This is a genomic window from Campylobacter sp. MIT 12-5580 (assembly GCF_005406235.1).
GTDB lineage: Bacteria > Campylobacterota > Campylobacteria > Campylobacterales > Campylobacteraceae > Campylobacter_D.
Map to the genome: position 1 here is coordinate 49,925 of NZ_NXLK01000009.1, position 14,926 is coordinate 64,850.

Consider the following 14,926-nt stretch of genomic DNA (forward strand, 5'->3'; position numbering starts at 1 on the left):
TTATGGACGATATGCAAGAAATACTTGAAGACTTTTTAGTCGAAGCTTTTGAGCTTGTCGATCAAATCGATCATGATTTAGTCGAACTTGAGGCTAATCCGGGTGATTTAGAACTTCTTAATAGTATATTTCGTGTTGCACACACAGTTAAAGGCTCATCAAGCTTTTTAAATTTTGATGTTTTAACCAAGCTTACACACCACATGGAAGATGTGCTTAACAAAGCAAGACATGGCGATCTTAAAATCACTCCAGATATCATGGATGTGGTTCTTGAGTCAATTGATAAAATGAAAACCTTGCTTAACTGCATACGAGATAATGGCAACGATACTGCTATAGGTATGGATATAGCACCAATTTGTGCTAAACTCACAGCCATATCTGAGGGTAATGGCACATCAGCAGAAGCCACACAACAAGAAAGTGCAAGCGAAGTAAAAAAAGAAGAACCAGCACCTGAGCCAGAAAAAGAAGTCAATGTCAATGAATTAAGCGACGCTGAAGTAGAAGCTGAAATCGAACGCTTACTTAAAGCAAGAAAAGCTGAAGATCAAGCGCGTCGTCAAGAAAAACAAAAAAACAATCCAGCTCCTGCAAAACCAGCTCCTGCTGCAAACGCACCAGCTGCAAAGAAGGTGCCAGCTCAAGGTGGATCAAGTGGCGCGGCTATGGATCAAACTATACGCGTTGAAGTGAAAAGACTTGATCATTTGATGAATTTAGTAGGTGAGCTTGTTTTGGGTAAAAATCGCTTGCTTAAAATTTATGATGATGTTGAAGAACGTTATGAGGGCGAAAAATTCCTAGAAGAGCTCAACCAAGTCGTTTCTCAACTTAGCGTTATCACAACAGATGTGCAACTTGCTGTGATGAAAACAAGAATGCAACCTATCGCAAAGGTATTTAATAAATTCCCACGCGTTGTAAGAGACTTAAGTCGTGAGCTTGGCAAGCAAATAGAACTTGAAATTTCAGGTGAAGAAACCGAGCTTGATAAGTCAATAGTTGAAGAAATCGGCGATCCTATCATGCATATGATACGCAATTCTTGCGATCATGGGGTTGAAGAACCTTCAGCTAGAATCGCTGCTGGAAAACCAGAAAAAGGCATAGTGCAACTTAGAGCCTATAATGAGGGTAATCATATAGTTATAGAAATTGCTGATGATGGTAAGGGACTTGATGCAAATATGCTAAGACAGAAAGCAATAGAAAAAGGCTTGATGAGTGAAAAAGAAGCCAATCAAATGACAGACAAAGAAGCCTTTAATATCATCTTTAAACCGGGCTTTTCAACAGCAGCTAAGGTTACAAATGTCTCAGGACGCGGCGTAGGTATGGATGTGGTAAAAACTAATATCGAAAAACTCAATGGCGTGATTGAAATCGATAGCGAATTTGGAAAAGGCTCTGTGTTTAAGCTTAAAATTCCACTCACTCTAGCCATTATCCAATCTCTACTTGTAGGCACACAAGAAGAATACTACGCTATACCACTTGCAAGCGTGCTTGAAACCGTGCGCGTGCCAATAGATAGCATTTACACTATAGAAGGCAAAAATGTGCTTCGCTTAAGAGATGAAGTGCTTTCACTCGTTCGTCTAAGTGATGTGTTTGGAGTTAAGCAAATCTTAGAAAGTGAAAGTCAAACTTATGTGGTAGTTATCGGCGTAGCTGAAAGCAAACTTGGTATCATCGTAGATACGCTTGTAGGACAAGAAGAAATTGTTATTAAGTCTATGGGTGATTATTTACAAAATATACAAGGTATAGCAGGAGCAACCATAAGAGGCGATGGACGCGTAACCTTGATTATCGATGTTGGCGTGATGATGAATTTAGCCAAAGAAATCAAAGTCGATATAAAAGCTCAAATTGAGTCAAATGTCAAAAAGCCTAAAGAACAGCCAAGTGATTATAATGTCTTAATCGTTGATGATAGCAAAATGGATAGAACCCTTATGCAAAAAGCTCTTGAACCACTTGGTGTAAGCATTATCGAAGCGACAAATGGGGTTGAAGCTCTTGAAGTTGTCAAGTCAAACGATAGAGAAATAGACGCTATGCTTATTGATATAGAAATGCCAAGAATGGACGGCTACACCTTAGCTGGCGAGATTAGAAAATACTCTAAATACCGCCAACTTCCACTCATTGCTGTTACTTCAAGGACAAGCAAAACAGATCGTTTAAGAGGTGTTGAAGTAGGTATGACAGAATACATTACCAAGCCATATTCTCCAGAATATCTTGAAAATGTTGTGAAGAAAAATTTAAAACTAGGATAGAAAATGAGTGATAAATTAAATCAAGTTTTCCAAAAACAGCAAGTGCAAATTTCTCAGCCCTATGAGAACAACAAAGAAGATGAAATTATACAACTTGTAGGGCTTGTTGTAGGCGATGAGGAGTATGCTATACCTATCCTTAATATCCAAGAGATCATTAAGCCCATAGAATACACCCGTGTGCCTAATGTGCCTGAATATGTTTTAGGCGTATTTAATATGCGGGGCAATGTAATGCCTCTTATTGATCTAGCTCAGCGCTTTAATCTAGGTGTTTCAAAAATGACACCACAAACACGTTATATCGTGCTTAAGGGCGAGGAAGCAAGCAGTGGTATAGGTGGAAGTGCTGGCTTTGTCATTGATAGACTTACAGAGGCTATTAAAATTCATCGTAACCGCATTGATCCGCCACCTGAAACTTTATTAAAAGAAAAGGGTATGATCTATGGTATAGGCAAAAGAGATGATAATATCTTTACTATACTTAAAGTCGAATCTCTACTCAAACGCGAATTTTAATGCTAAAACTTTGCGTCTTTGACTTTGACTCCACTTTAATGGACGGCGAGACTATAGATGAGCTTGCAAAGGCTTATAAAGTAGGAGATCAAGTCGCTTTGATCACTCATAAGGCTATGAATGGCGAGCTTGATTTTTTTGAAAGCTTGCAAGCAAGGGTGGCTTTGCTTAAGGGTATGCCTTATGAGCTTGTGCTTAAAACTTGTGCAAATTTACCTTTGATAAAAGGTAGTTTAGAACTTATCACTGAGCTAAAAAGTAAAAATATCAAAATCGCTGTTTTTAGCGGTGGCTTTCACGAGGCTTTAAGCGAAGCTCAAAAAACACTCAAATTTGACATAGCCTTTGCAAATTTCTTACACCATAAAAACGAACTTTTAAGCGGACTTGTGGGCGGAGAGATGATGTTTTCAAATTCAAAAGGACTTATGCTTGCAAGACTTAAAAAATTTTTAAATTTAAGGCAAGATGAAGTGCTATGCGTAGGGGACGGGGCAAATGATATTTCTATGTTTAAAGAAAGTGGGCTTAAAATCGCTTTTTGTGCCAAAGAAGCTTTAAAAGCTCATGCTGATATTTGCGTCGAAAATAAAGACTTAAAAGAAATCATTAAATTTATAAACTAAAAAAGGAAAAAGATGAAAAATTTCTCATTATGGTGCGATTTTGTTGAAGATAGTTTTTTAGATACTGAATTTGTAGAGCTTTTGCAAAGTGGTAAAATCAACGGAGCGACTTCAAATCCAGCCATTTTTAAAAATGCTATCCTTAATCACCCAAGTTATAAAGCAAAAATCACCAAACTCAAAGGCAAAAACGCAAAAGAAATTTATGAAAACCTAGCCATAGCTGATATAGCAAAGGCTGCTGATAAGCTTGCTTTAAACTTTTTTAAAAAAGATGATGGCTTTATCAGCCTTGAGATCGATCCACGCTTAGAAAGCAATACAGCCTTAAGCATAGGCGAGGCAAAAAGACTTTACTCAGCCATAGGCAAACAAAATGTCATGATGAAAGTGCCAGCCACAAGGCAAAGTTATGAGGTGATGAGTGTTTTAATGAGCGAGGGTATCAGCGTCAATGCAACTTTGATCTTTTCGCTTGATCAAACAAAACAATGCTTTGAGGCTCTTAATGAAGGCTTAAAAGCCTTTCGCAAGAAAAATGCAGCCCTTAAAGGACAGCTTCAAAGCCCACAAGCTGTTATCAGTGTCTTTGTAAGTCGTTTTGATAGGCTTTTAAACAATGAAGTATTAGATAAAAATCAAATCGGCATACTCAACGCCAGCCTTGCTTACACCCACATAAAAGAGCAAAATGAGCCAAATATACGCACCCTTTTTGCAAGCACAGGCGTAAAAGGCGATGATTTAGACAAGGATTATTATATCAAAGCTTTAAAATTCAAACACAGCATAAACACAGCCCCACTCGATGCAATCAAAGCTTATAAAAACTCGCCTTTGCTTGAGTGTGAAAGCAAGAGTGATCTTGAAAAAAAATTGTATAAAAATATCTCTCAAGACAAGCTTGAAAAAGCTAGCAAAAACTTACTTGATGATGGCTTAAAACAATTTTGCATAGCTTATGAAGAAATTTTGCAAGCTATTCAAAGCTAAAACATACCATTCAAACAAGTTTTGTTTGTAAAATAAAACTTGTTTGAAGTTAAAATAATCTTATTAAATTCATATTCAAACAAAGCTCATTTTCTTCTTTCAATCCCTAAAATTTTGCTAAAGCTAACCGCTCTTGTTACTTAAATCGAGGTAAAAGATAATTGATAAGGCGTAACTTGATAGACAAAATTAAGCCAATTATGAAAAATCACGCTTGCGTTTGATCGCCAGCAAAAACTTATTTTGCCATTTTCATCATAGTAATGCAGGGGTTTTTCTATGCTCTCACCTTTGTCTAAATCCCTTTTATACTCAGCATCAAGAGTAAATTTAGCGTATTCTGGATGAGCGAGTATAAACACATCTTTAAAATCCCTTATCATACTTATGCCACTTTGTTTGCCCTCAAGTAAAATTTTTAAGCTTTCATTTGCCCTAATTTGCGCTTCATTAATGCCAGAATGCCTAGAATGAGGCATTTTTACACTCTCATCAAGCCCACTTAAAAGCAAATCTTCACTTACAAATTCATGCTCAAACACCCCAAAAAGCTTCTTTTTCAAAGAAATCTTTTGAATTTGATGAAAATGATATAAAGCTGCCATTGCACCCCAGCACAGGTATAATGTGCTTGTGGTGTGTGTTCTAAGATAGTTTAAAATCTCAGCAAACTCTTGCCAATACGCCACCTCTTCAAAATCCAAATGCTCAATAGGCGCACCTGTAACGATAGCGCCGTCAAATTTTTGCCCTCTTATCTCATCAAGGCTCACATAAAAGCGATCAAGGTGGTTTTTATCTGTGTTTTTACTCTCATAACTTTTTGTCTTAAGCAAAGTAATCTCAACTTGCAAAGGCGAGTTTCCAAGCAAGGATAAGAGCTGATTTTCTGTTTCTATCTTTGTTGGCATAAGGTTAAAAATCAGCACTTTTAAAGGGCGTATATCTTGAGTGATCGCCCTTGTTTCATCGATGATAAAGGTAAAATCTTTCAAAAGATTAAAGGCTGGAATTTCTTTAGGGATAATCAAAGGCATATTAACCCTCCTTTTCTATGGCTTGCTTTAAATCAGCGATAAGATCATCTGCATCCTCAAGTCCTATGCTTAAACGAAGCGTGCTTGGTGTAATGCCGGCTGCTTTTAACTCCTCTTTGCTAAGCTGAGAATGTGTCGTTGAAAAAGGATGTATAATCAAACTCTTGCTATCTCCGATATTTACAACCAAAGAAAAAAGTTTAAGCTCATTACAAATTCTTTGAGCTGCCTCAAAACTCTTTGCTTCAAAGCTTAAAAGCCCACTTGCTTGATTGTTTTTAAAATATTTTTGCAAAAGTTGATGATAAGGGCTTGTTTTTAAGGCTGGGTAATTCACTTCCTCAACCAAAGGATGAGCCTCTAAAAACTGGGCTATTTTAAGGGCATTTTGGCTGTGTTTTTGTATGCGAAGATCAAGGGTTTCAAGTCCTTGTAAAAGCTGCCAAGCATTAAAAGGACTTAAACTTGCTCCTGTATTTCTAAGCCATTCAAGCAATACACGAGAACAAAAAAGCGGTAAATTTAAATCCGCATAAATTAGGCCATGATAAGCTTCATCTGGGGTGTTAAACTGGGGATAGCGAGGATTATTTATAAGCACTTGATTTAAGCCCTTTCTTTCAATGATTGCCCCACCTAAAGTGCTTCCTTGTCCGTTGGTGTATTTGGTAAGACTATACACGCTTACATCAACACCAAATTCAAAGGGCTTGTGAAGAAAAGGTGTCCCAACAGTGTTATCACAAATACTGATAATATTATGCTTTTTAGCAATTTGTGTGATTTTTTCAGTATCAGCAATCGCAATTTGAGGATTTGAAAGACTTTCAAAGAAAATGAGCTTAGTTCTTTCATCGATCGCCTCTTCAAGCGTGCTTAAATCATCAAGATCAAAACTTTTACACGATATACCAAGCCTTTTTAGCGTATGCACAAATAAAGTTTGTGTTCCTCCATAAATTTTGTTTGCATAAAGTATGTTATCCCCGCACTCAGCAAGATTAAGCACAGCATAAAAAATCGCCGCACTTCCACTTGCCACTACAGCACTCATAGCCCCGCCTTCAATAGCAGCAAGCCTTTTAGCAAGCACATCTATGGTTGGATTTGCCATTCTTGAGTAAGTAAAGCCTATCTCTTTAAGGCTAAAGCGGTTTGCAGCTTGTTCTAGGCTTTCAAAACTATAAGCTGAGCTTTGATAAAGTGGCACACTTGTGGTTCGTTTGCCTTCATATTCATAGCCTGCGTGTAGGGCTAAAGTCGCACTTGCATAATCATTGTGTTTTAAATTTGGCATTTTATTTTCCTTTTTATCATTTTATTTAAAAATTTTTAAAAGCTCTTTGCTTTCAACTTAATTTTTCGGATATTTAAAGATAGATTAAAAAAGTTTTTAGCGCGCAAAAGCACGCATATTTACCATAGAAGAAAAAAGGACAAGTGTTTGAATGAAAGCATATGTATTCATTTTGGCTTCTCCTTTTAAGTTTTTTGAATTTTTAAATTTTCATTTTAGCTTTTTTCATTGTAAAAGTCAAGTTTTTTAAAAAAATAAAATTGGAATACTTTTTGCTTTTATATGGACGCAATATGATGAAAAGAAGGTTTTATGGACATTAATACAAGTTTTTCGAGTTCTAATACTCTTTTAACCCAAGCATTAAATGTAAATAATGAGAAAAAAAATATCCAAAATACTCAAGAAATTCACACTCCAGAAGTGCAAAATCCTGATTTAAAAGTTGAGTTTGAAACTCAAAGTTTTACAAGTGAATTTGGCTTTAGAACTGATGAAAAAGGCATTTTTCAAAAGGATTTAAACCATGCTGCAAATTTACCTTTAAGTTATGAGATTAACATAAAAAGCGTGCAAAGTATAGCCAAAGAGCTTATGAAGCAAGATGAAAATTTAAGCTTTAGTAAAATCGACTTGCCCCAACTTTTAAATACTTATTACTCGGCTTTAAAAGCTGTTGAACCTGAATTTGCAAAAAATGATAATGTTTATTTAAATCGAGGCGAGGTTGCTGGACTTTATCAAGGCTTTTCTACAAAAAGTGGAGATTTTTCAAGTGAAATTACACGTCTTTATAAAGGAGAAAACGAGCTAAATTCAGCCCTAACGCACAATCAAAACCTTATACCTTTAAACCTTGAAAATAAAATTATCAATTTTCACTTTGACTCAGCTATAAATAATACAAGCCAAAACGATCTTATTAAGCCTTATTTAAACAAAGAAAGTGAAGTTTCAAAAAGCGGACTTTTGATGAATTTTATACACAAAGATATAAAAAGTGCCAACGAAGAAATAAATTTTTTCATCGAGCCGGTGAATTTAAATCTAAACTCACACCAAAATTTTTACAAAATGCTTCAAGGCGAAGGTTCTTTTGAAAACTATGTTCAAGAGCAAAACAAAGAAAGAATGAGCTTTGATTTGTATTTGTATGTCAATGGAGTAAGCAAACAAAACACACAAAGCGATAAATTAAACCTACTCTATCAACAATATCTTAACTATCAAAAAGACTTAAATATCGAAGAATTTACACGCTCAAGCTCGATTTATTCACTTTATACGCAAGCTTTAAATGCTGAATTTAAACAAATCAAGCAAGAAGCAAGCACACAAAGCGATCAAGAACAACTCAACCAAATCAATCAAACAAGACAAAACTCGCTTGAAAATTTCTACACTCAAAGACAAAAACAAGCAAATCTTAACAAAATCGTTCGCTCGTATATGAGCGTTATGTCGTGATTTCGCACAATTTTAAAATTTAATGGATAATTTTAAACTTATTTTTATTTTTTTGTGTTATTATTTGCAGATAAATTAACAAGATAAAATAAATCTTATTAAAAATAACTATCAATTTAATTAGTTTGTTTTTAAAAGCTTTATTTTTCGCAGATCAAAGGATAAAACACAATGAAAGTATATTTAGATAATAACGCAACAACAAAACTTGATCCAAGTGCTTATGAGCTTATGCAACCATTTTTAACCGAGCATTATGGCAATCCAAATTCGCTTCATCAATGGGGTTCAGCCACACACGCACCCTTAAGAGAAGCTATGGATAAGCTTTATGCTGGGCTTGGTGCAAGGGATATTGATGATATTATCATTACTTCCTGTGCTACTGAGAGCATTAATTGGGTGCTTAAGAGCATTTATTTTGATTATATCTTAGGCAAGGAACGCGATGAAGTTATCATCTCTGGCGTTGAACACCCAGCCGTAAGTATGGCGGCTTTTTTTCTAAAAAGTCTTGGGGTAAAAGTTATTGATCTGCCCGTAAATAGCGAGGGACTTTGTAGCGTAGATGATCTTAAAAGCGTCATCAGTGAAAAAACAGCCCTTGTTAATGTTATGTGGGCAAACAACGAAACAGGCATGATCTTTCCTATCAAAGAGCTTGCCGAGCTAAGTCATGAATATGGGGCTTTATTTCACACTGATGCCACTCAAGCTGTGGGTAAGATCAAAGTTGATTTTAATGCTGCTGGGGTTGATCTAGCAAGCTTTTCAGCACATAAATTTCACGGACCAAAAGGCGTGGGTGGTTTATATATCAAAAAAGGCATTAAGCTCAGCCCGCTTTTACACGGCGGAGAACACATGGGCGGACGCAGAAGTGGCACGCTTAATGTGGCTGGTATAGTGGCTATGGGCGAGGCTTTAAGGATAGCAAATTTAATGCTTGATTATGAGGATTCTCATATCAAACGCTTAAGAGATAAGCTTGAAGATGCTATCTTAGCTCTACCTGATACAAGCGTGGTTGGTAGCAGAACAAATCGCGTGCCAAATACGATTTTAGCAAGCATTAAAGGTGTTGAAGGCGAGGCTATGCTTTGGGATTTAAATAAAAATGGCATTGCAGCAAGCACCGGATCAGCCTGTGCGAGCGAGGATTTAGAAAGCAATCCTATTATGGAGGCAATTGGTGCAGAAAATGATCTAGCCCACACTGCGCTAAGGCTTTCTTTATCAAGGTTTAATACTGAAGAAGAAATTGATTATGCAAGCGAGCAAATTAAGCTTGCAACCGAGCGTTTAAGGGCAATTTCAAGCACTTATGCATATATACCAAAAGCTTATAGAGAAAGGAATTAACATGGGAAAAAATAATTTAATCGGCGGATCTATTTGGGACGAGTATTCACAAAAAGTTCAAGACAGAATGAATAATCCCCGCCACATGGGCGAATTTACAGAAGAAGATGCTGCAAAAGCCAATGCTAGACTCATCGTGGCTGATTTTGGCGCTGAAAGCTGTGGAGACGCGGTGAGACTTTACTGGCTTGTTGATGAAAAAACAGATACTATCAAAGATGCTAAATTTAAAAGTTTTGGCTGTGGCACAGCTATAGCAAGCTCTGATACTATGGTTGATCTTTGCATAGGAAAGCAAGTAAAAGACGCGGTAAAAATCACCAATTTAGATGTTGAATTTGCAATGAGAGACAATGAAAATACCCCAGCCGTGCCACCTCAAAAAATGCACTGCTCGGTAATGGCTTATGATGTGATCAAACAAGCTGCAGCGCAGTATATGGGCGTAGATGCAGAAAGCTTTGAAGATCAAATCATAGTGTGTGAGTGTGCGAGGGTTTCGCTTGGCACGATTAAAGAAGTCATTCGCTTAAATGACTTACACAGCGTAGAAGAAATCACACAATACACTAAAGCAGGTGCGTTTTGCAAATCCTGTGTTAAACCGGGTGGGCATGAGAAAAAGGATTATTATCTTGTGGATATTTTAGCTGAAACAAGAGCTGAAATGGAAAGAGAAAGACTTAAAATGGCTGCAACGCATGATGATATGAGCTTTGATGAGATGACTATGGTTAAACAGCTTAAAGCTGTTGAAAGTGTTTTAGATTCTGAGATTAGAGCTATGCTTCACAGCGATGGAGGGGATTTAGAAGTCATTGATATACAAAAGTCAAATGAAGGAAATGTGGATATTTATATACGTTATTTAGGAGCGTGCAATGGCTGTGCAAGCGGAAGTGGCGCAACTTTATATGCTATAGAAAATATCTTGCAAGAAGAACTTAGCCCAAATATCCGCGTTATGCCGGTATGATAAGATTGTCTCAAAAGCTTCACAACGAGGCTTTTGAGCTTTTTTAGTTATTTGCTTTTTATTTTTTGTGAATTTTTTGGTATTGTTCTTAAATCTTGATAAAAAAATAAGAATTTTTAAAAAGAAAAATAAATTCGCAAAAGCACGATTTTAAAGCTTTTGCAAATCTCATAAATAATTAAAGTTTAGACTCGTATCTTCTAAGCATATAAAGTCTTTTAAGCATTTTCTTGCGAGCTGAAATTTTTTGTTTTTTACGAATTTCAGTCATAGGCTCAAAAAATCTTCTTGCTCTTACTTCTGTTACGACAAGATTTCTATCAACTTGTTTTTTAAATTTTCTATACGCTTCATCAAAGCTTTCATTGGTATGAACCTTAACTCCTGGCATTTACATCACCGCCTTTCTACTTTAAAATGAAAGGCAAATTATAGCATAGTTTTCACCCATTTTTTTCAAAAAGAGTATAAAAATTTAAAATTTGTTTTAGCATTCTTGTATTATAATCAAAGCTAATTGATAAAGAACAAGGAAAAAATATGAAAAATTTCATCACACATTATGCACGCAAACGATATACTAGCTTTATTATCATTACCTGTATCGCGTTGATCTTACCCTTTATCCGTATAAACAACAACCACTTTTTTTTACTCAGCTTTGATCATAAAAAGCTTGATCTTTTTTTCATCTCTTTTAGCACTCAAGAGCTTTATTTAATGCCATTTTTACTCATCTGTTTGTTTTTGGGTATCTTTTTCATCACGACTTTAGGAGGGCGAATTTGGTGTGCGTGGTCTTGTCCGCAGACTATATTTCGCGTTATTTTTAGGGATTTAATCCAAACAAAACTTTTAAAAATTCGCACTTCCATAGCCAATAAACAAAAAAATTATGAAGGAAAAATCCTTAAAAAAATACTTGCTGTTTTGATTTTTTACGCTCTTTCTTTAGTGGCTGTGAGTAATTTTTTGTGGTATTTTGTGCCACCTGAGGACTTTTTTGCTTATATTCAAAATCCGGGCGAGCATTTGCTTTTAATGGGAATTTTGTTTGTTACCTCGTTTTTTCTCACTCTTGATGTATGTTTTTTGGCTGAAAATTTTTGTATTTATGTATGCCCTTATGCAAGAATACAATCTGTTATGTTTGATACTAATACCATTCAAGTTATTTATGATGAACACAGAGGTGGCAAGGTTTTTGATGGAGCGACAAAGCTTTATAAAAAACCTCCGCAAGGTGAGTGCATAGGCTGTGAAGCCTGTGTGGCTGTGTGTCCAACGCATATTGATATAAGACGCGGTATGCAGCTTGAGTGTATCAACTGCTTAGAATGTGCTGATGCTTGCTCTAAGGTGCAAAATAAGTTCAAACGAGAAAGTCTCATCAACTGGACGAGTTTTGAAGCTGTAGAAAAAAGGCAAAAAGTGCGGTATTTTCGCTTTAGAACTATAGCTTATTGCATTGTTTTAGCCGTGGCTGTGATAATTTTGATTTTTATGGGAAGTAAAAAAGAACATATGCTCTTAAATATCAACCGCAGTAGCGAACTTTACCATATAGAGCAAAAAGATGGAAAAACTGAAGTAAGTAATGCCTATATATTTTTGTTTGATAATACTGATAATAAAGCCCATGAGTATTATTTTAAAGTAGAAATTCAAGGAGATGAAAATGCTTTAAGCATAGTGCGTCCAAGCAAGCCTTTTACCCTTAAAGCTGGAGCAAAAAGCAAACAAATCGTTGTTTTAAAAACTGAAAAAAACCTTAGCAAAAACAAAGATCAAGATACGATTTTACCACTTAAAATCACAGCTTTTGCTCTTGATGAAAGCGAAAAGATCAAGGTTGAAAGGGAAAGCATTTTTGTGTATCCAAAGGATATACAAAAAGATTGAAGTTAAAAGCATAAGTAAAACAAGTGCGTAGCGTTTAAGTTAATCTTTAACTAAGCTTTTTTTGTTACAATGAAAGCTTAAATTTTTCTTGAATATGGAGTTTTGATGAGTAAAGCAGATATTGTTGTAGGCATACAATGGGGCGATGAAGGCAAGGGTAAGATCGTTGATAAGCTTTGTGAAAATTATGACTTTGTGTGTAGAAGCGCTGGCGGACACAACGCTGGACACACAATCTGGGTAAATAACCAACGCTACGCCCTTCATCTCATACCTTCAGGCATTTTACACCCTCAATGTATCAATATCATCGGCAATGGGGTTGTAGTTTCTCCAGAAGTGCTCATCAGCGAAATGGCTCAGTTTGACAATCTCAAAGGCAGACTTTTCATCAGCGATAGAGCGCATTTGAATCTAGCTCATCATACTTTAATGGATATAGCCAAAGAAAAGCTTAAAGGTGCAAATGCTATAGGCACTACAGGAAAAGGCATAGGACCAAGCTATGCTGATAAGATTAGTCGTGTAGGACACAGAGTAAGTGAGCTTTTAGAACCGCAAAGGCTTTGCGAGGCTTTGTTTGAAGACTTTGAAAACAACAAAATGCTTTTTTCTTTGCTTGAAATTCAAATCCCACAAAAAGAACAACTTTTAGCAGATTTAAAACGCTACAGCGAAATTTTAAGTCCTTTCATCACAGATACAACAAGAATGCTCTGGAAGGCTCTTGATGAAGATAAAAGAGTGCTTTTAGAAGGTGCGCAAGGCTCTATGCTTGATATTGATCATGGAACTTACCCTTTTGTAACAAGCTCAAACACCATCTCAGCAGGCGCTTTAACAGGACTTGGACTTAATCCCAAAGAAGTAGGAAAAATTTTAGGCATAGTCAAAGCTTATGCTACAAGAGTGGGAAATGGAGCTTTTCCAAGCGAGGATAAGGGCGAAGATGGCGAAAAAATAGCTCAGATTGGCAAAGAATTTGGCACAAGCACTGGCAGAAAAAGACGTTGTGGCTGGTTTGATGCTGTGGCTGTGCGTTATGCAGCTCGTTTAAATGGGCTTGATAGCCTTGCTTTGATGAAACTTGATGTGCTTGATGGCTTTGAAAAGGTAAAAATTTGCAAAGCTTATCGTTATAAGGGCGAAGAGATTGATTATATGCCAAATGATTTGGAAAATGCTGAGCCTATTTATGAGGAGCTTGAGGGCTGGGATAAGGTTTTTGGTATCAAAGACTTTGATCTTTTGCCACAAAATGCAAAGCTTTATCTTAAACGTTTAGAAGAACTTTGCGGAGTAAAGATCGGCTATATCTCAACAAGCCCAGAAAGAGATGACACTATAATCTTATGAAAAGCAAATATAGCTCGGTTTTAAAGGTTAAAAAACAAGGGCTTGATAAGGCTGAGCAGAATTTAAGCAAAGCAAAGCAAAGACAAGCACAAAATGAACTTGCCTTTCAAAATGCAAGCTTAGAATGTGCAAACTTTGCCCTGCCACAAAATGGCAACACACAAATGCTTAAACAAAGTCTTGAAATGCTTGAAATCGCAAGAAGTGTTAAGGAAAGAGCCAAAGAAAAACTTGAGCTAAGTCAAAAAGAAGTTTTGCATTATCAAACCCTTTATAAAAGGGCTTCTTTGGATTATGAAAAGATCAAATACTTGCAAAGTGAAGAATTCAAAGCTATGCAAAAACGTCTTAAAAAAGAAGAGGAAAAATTCCTCGATGAAATCGCTATAAGCAGACATTTTTATGGAGCAAAAGATGAGTAAAAAAAGTATTTTTTTTATAGTTTTAAGTTGTAGTTTTATCTATGCCTTGACAAATGAAGAGCAGTATTTAGAGACAAGAAGACAGCAACTTGAAGTACAAACTCGTGAATTTGATGAAGCAAAACAGGCTTTAGAAGCTTATAGAGCCTCTTTTGAAGCCTTGCAAAAAGAAAGGTTTGAAGCCTTAGCCAAAAAGGAAGCCGAATTAAACGCAACTTTAACCAAAATAGAACAAACAAAAGCTGAAAATGAAGAACTTTTAAGAAGAAGTGAAGCCAATTTAAAAGCGATTAATTCAAAAACAAGCGATAGAGTAAAAGAAATTTACTCGCAGATGAAGGATACAGCAATTGCTGATGTGCTTAGTGCTATGGACGCTGAGGAGGCAAGCAAGATCATGCTTTCTTTAGACTCAAGAAAAATTTCAGGCGTACTTTCAAAAATGCAAGCAGCCAAAGCAAGCGAATTAACACTGCTTCTTAAAAAACAAGGGGATTTAAACGCAAGTAGCGAATGAGTTGTGTTGTAAATTTTAACTTGCTTTTAATTTATAAAACTCCCCAACTCCCCCTTTCGTTTTTTTTTTTTTTGATATAATGCTTTTTCATTTTTAAAAACAATAAATTGAAAATAACAAATAATATATCACTAAAAACACATTAAAAAACGAAACTC

Annotated in this window: 14 protein-coding genes; 11 read left to right on the top strand and 3 right to left on the bottom strand. The window is 36.0% G+C overall.

All coding sequences use genetic code 11. The features are described from left to right. Positions 1-2 precede the first annotated feature (2 nt). Genes CQA38_RS08235 through CQA38_RS08250 form a run of 4 tightly spaced genes read left to right on the top strand, consistent with a single transcriptional unit; the run spans position 3 to position 4,432 of the window. Positions 3-2,291, top strand: a complete 2,289-nt coding sequence (locus CQA38_RS08235; protein ID WP_137633523.1) for a chemotaxis protein CheW — start codon at positions 3-5, stop codon at positions 2,289-2,291. Positions 2,292-2,294: 3 nt separating this feature from the next. Next, the gene (locus CQA38_RS08240; RefSeq protein WP_034903305.1) at positions 2,295-2,813 is read left to right on the top strand and encodes a chemotaxis protein CheW; all 519 of its coding nucleotides are present in this window, start codon (positions 2,295-2,297) and stop codon (positions 2,811-2,813) included. After that, positions 2,813-3,439, top strand: coding sequence for a phosphoserine phosphatase SerB (gene serB, locus CQA38_RS08245; RefSeq protein ID WP_137633524.1), 627 nt, complete (start codon positions 2,813-2,815; stop codon positions 3,437-3,439). Before CQA38_RS08240 ends, serB begins: the two co-directional genes overlap by 1 nt. 12 nt (positions 3,440-3,451) lie before the next feature. Further along, a complete protein-coding gene (locus CQA38_RS08250; protein ID WP_137633525.1) occupies positions 3,452-4,432 on the top strand; it encodes a transaldolase in 981 nt (326 codons plus the stop codon). A 140-nt stretch (positions 4,433-4,572) separates the two neighbouring features. Here CQA38_RS08250 and metA read toward each other — a convergent pair whose 3' ends face one another. Continuing rightward, the gene (gene metA / locus CQA38_RS08255; RefSeq protein WP_137633526.1) at positions 4,573-5,469 is read right to left on the bottom strand and encodes a homoserine O-succinyltransferase; all 897 of its coding nucleotides are present in this window, start codon (positions 5,467-5,469) and stop codon (positions 4,573-4,575) included. 1 nt (position 5,470) lies between these two features. After that, positions 5,471-6,766: an O-acetylhomoserine aminocarboxypropyltransferase/cysteine synthase family protein gene (locus tag CQA38_RS08260; protein ID WP_137633527.1), complete on the bottom strand. Its 1,296-nt coding sequence runs from the start codon at positions 6,764-6,766 to the stop codon at positions 5,471-5,473. 312 nt (positions 6,767-7,078) lie between these two features. On the opposite strand from CQA38_RS08260, the gene CQA38_RS08265 reads away from it, so the two are divergent. The 3 genes from CQA38_RS08265 to CQA38_RS08275 all read left to right on the top strand — a co-directional run bounded on the left by CQA38_RS08265 (position 7,079) and on the right by CQA38_RS08275 (position 10,571). Beyond that, positions 7,079-8,233, top strand: coding sequence for a hypothetical protein (locus tag CQA38_RS08265; protein ID WP_137633528.1), 1,155 nt, complete (start codon positions 7,079-7,081; stop codon positions 8,231-8,233). Positions 8,234-8,404: 171 nt separating this feature from the next. Further along, the gene (locus CQA38_RS08270; RefSeq protein WP_137633529.1) at positions 8,405-9,595 is read left to right on the top strand and encodes a NifS family cysteine desulfurase; all 1,191 of its coding nucleotides are present in this window, start codon (positions 8,405-8,407) and stop codon (positions 9,593-9,595) included. Position 9,596: 1 nt separating this feature from the next. Beyond that, the gene (locus CQA38_RS08275) at positions 9,597-10,571 is read left to right on the top strand and encodes an iron-sulfur cluster assembly scaffold protein (protein WP_137633530.1); all 975 of its coding nucleotides are present in this window, start codon (positions 9,597-9,599) and stop codon (positions 10,569-10,571) included. A gap of 178 nt (positions 10,572-10,749) precedes the next feature. Here the strand turns inward: CQA38_RS08275 and rpsU are convergent, their stop codons facing one another. Next, positions 10,750-10,962 carry a 30S ribosomal protein S21 gene (rpsU, locus tag CQA38_RS08280; protein ID WP_137633531.1) on the bottom strand — a complete coding sequence of 71 codons (213 nt, stop codon included), beginning with the start codon at positions 10,960-10,962 and terminating at the stop codon, positions 10,750-10,752. A 149-nt stretch (positions 10,963-11,111) separates the two neighbouring features. Here rpsU and ccoG point away from each other — a divergent pair, with 149 nt between their 5' ends. From ccoG to CQA38_RS08300, 4 genes are all read left to right on the top strand, one after another. Next, on the top strand, positions 11,112-12,473 hold the full coding sequence (ccoG, locus tag CQA38_RS08285; RefSeq protein WP_137633532.1) for a cytochrome c oxidase accessory protein CcoG: 1,362 nt from the start codon (positions 11,112-11,114) through the stop codon (positions 12,471-12,473). A gap of 105 nt (positions 12,474-12,578) precedes the next feature. Beyond that, positions 12,579-13,829, top strand: a complete 1,251-nt coding sequence (locus CQA38_RS08290) for an adenylosuccinate synthase (RefSeq protein WP_137633533.1) — start codon at positions 12,579-12,581, stop codon at positions 13,827-13,829. Further along, positions 13,826-14,251, top strand: a complete 426-nt coding sequence (locus CQA38_RS08295) for a flagellar export protein FliJ (protein ID WP_137633534.1) — start codon at positions 13,826-13,828, stop codon at positions 14,249-14,251. Before CQA38_RS08290 ends, CQA38_RS08295 begins: the two co-directional genes overlap by 4 nt. Then, positions 14,244-14,768 carry a MotE family protein gene (locus tag CQA38_RS08300; RefSeq protein ID WP_137633535.1) on the top strand — a complete coding sequence of 175 codons (525 nt, stop codon included), beginning with the start codon at positions 14,244-14,246 and terminating at the stop codon, positions 14,766-14,768. The genes CQA38_RS08295 and CQA38_RS08300 overlap by 8 nt, the downstream gene beginning before the upstream one ends. Positions 14,769-14,926 lie beyond the last annotated feature (158 nt).

What these genes read in the sequence shown, in the direction of transcription:
- CQA38_RS08235 (WP_137633523.1), top strand. Translation starts at nt 3, where the DNA reads ATGGACGATATGCAAGAAATACTTGAAGACTTTTTAGTCGAAGCTTTT.
- CQA38_RS08240 (WP_034903305.1), top strand. Translation starts at nt 2,295, where the DNA reads ATGAGTGATAAATTAAATCAAGTTTTCCAAAAACAGCAAGTGCAAATT.
- serB (WP_137633524.1), top strand. Translation starts at nt 2,813, where the DNA reads ATGCTAAAACTTTGCGTCTTTGACTTTGACTCCACTTTAATGGACGGC.
- CQA38_RS08250 (WP_137633525.1), top strand. Translation starts at nt 3,452, where the DNA reads ATGAAAAATTTCTCATTATGGTGCGATTTTGTTGAAGATAGTTTTTTA.
- metA (WP_137633526.1), bottom strand. Translation starts at nt 5,469, where the DNA reads ATGCCTTTGATTATCCCTAAAGAAATTCCAGCCTTTAATCTTTTGAAA.
- CQA38_RS08260 (WP_137633527.1), bottom strand. Translation starts at nt 6,766, where the DNA reads ATGCCAAATTTAAAACACAATGATTATGCAAGTGCGACTTTAGCCCTA.
- CQA38_RS08265 (WP_137633528.1), top strand. Translation starts at nt 7,079, where the DNA reads ATGGACATTAATACAAGTTTTTCGAGTTCTAATACTCTTTTAACCCAA.
- CQA38_RS08270 (WP_137633529.1), top strand. Translation starts at nt 8,405, where the DNA reads ATGAAAGTATATTTAGATAATAACGCAACAACAAAACTTGATCCAAGT.
- CQA38_RS08275 (WP_137633530.1), top strand. Translation starts at nt 9,597, where the DNA reads ATGGGAAAAAATAATTTAATCGGCGGATCTATTTGGGACGAGTATTCA.
- rpsU (WP_137633531.1), bottom strand. Translation starts at nt 10,962, where the DNA reads ATGCCAGGAGTTAAGGTTCATACCAATGAAAGCTTTGATGAAGCGTAT.
- ccoG (WP_137633532.1), top strand. Translation starts at nt 11,112, where the DNA reads ATGAAAAATTTCATCACACATTATGCACGCAAACGATATACTAGCTTT.
- CQA38_RS08290 (WP_137633533.1), top strand. Translation starts at nt 12,579, where the DNA reads ATGAGTAAAGCAGATATTGTTGTAGGCATACAATGGGGCGATGAAGGC.
- CQA38_RS08295 (WP_137633534.1), top strand. Translation starts at nt 13,826, where the DNA reads ATGAAAAGCAAATATAGCTCGGTTTTAAAGGTTAAAAAACAAGGGCTT.
- CQA38_RS08300 (WP_137633535.1), top strand. Translation starts at nt 14,244, where the DNA reads ATGAGTAAAAAAAGTATTTTTTTTATAGTTTTAAGTTGTAGTTTTATC.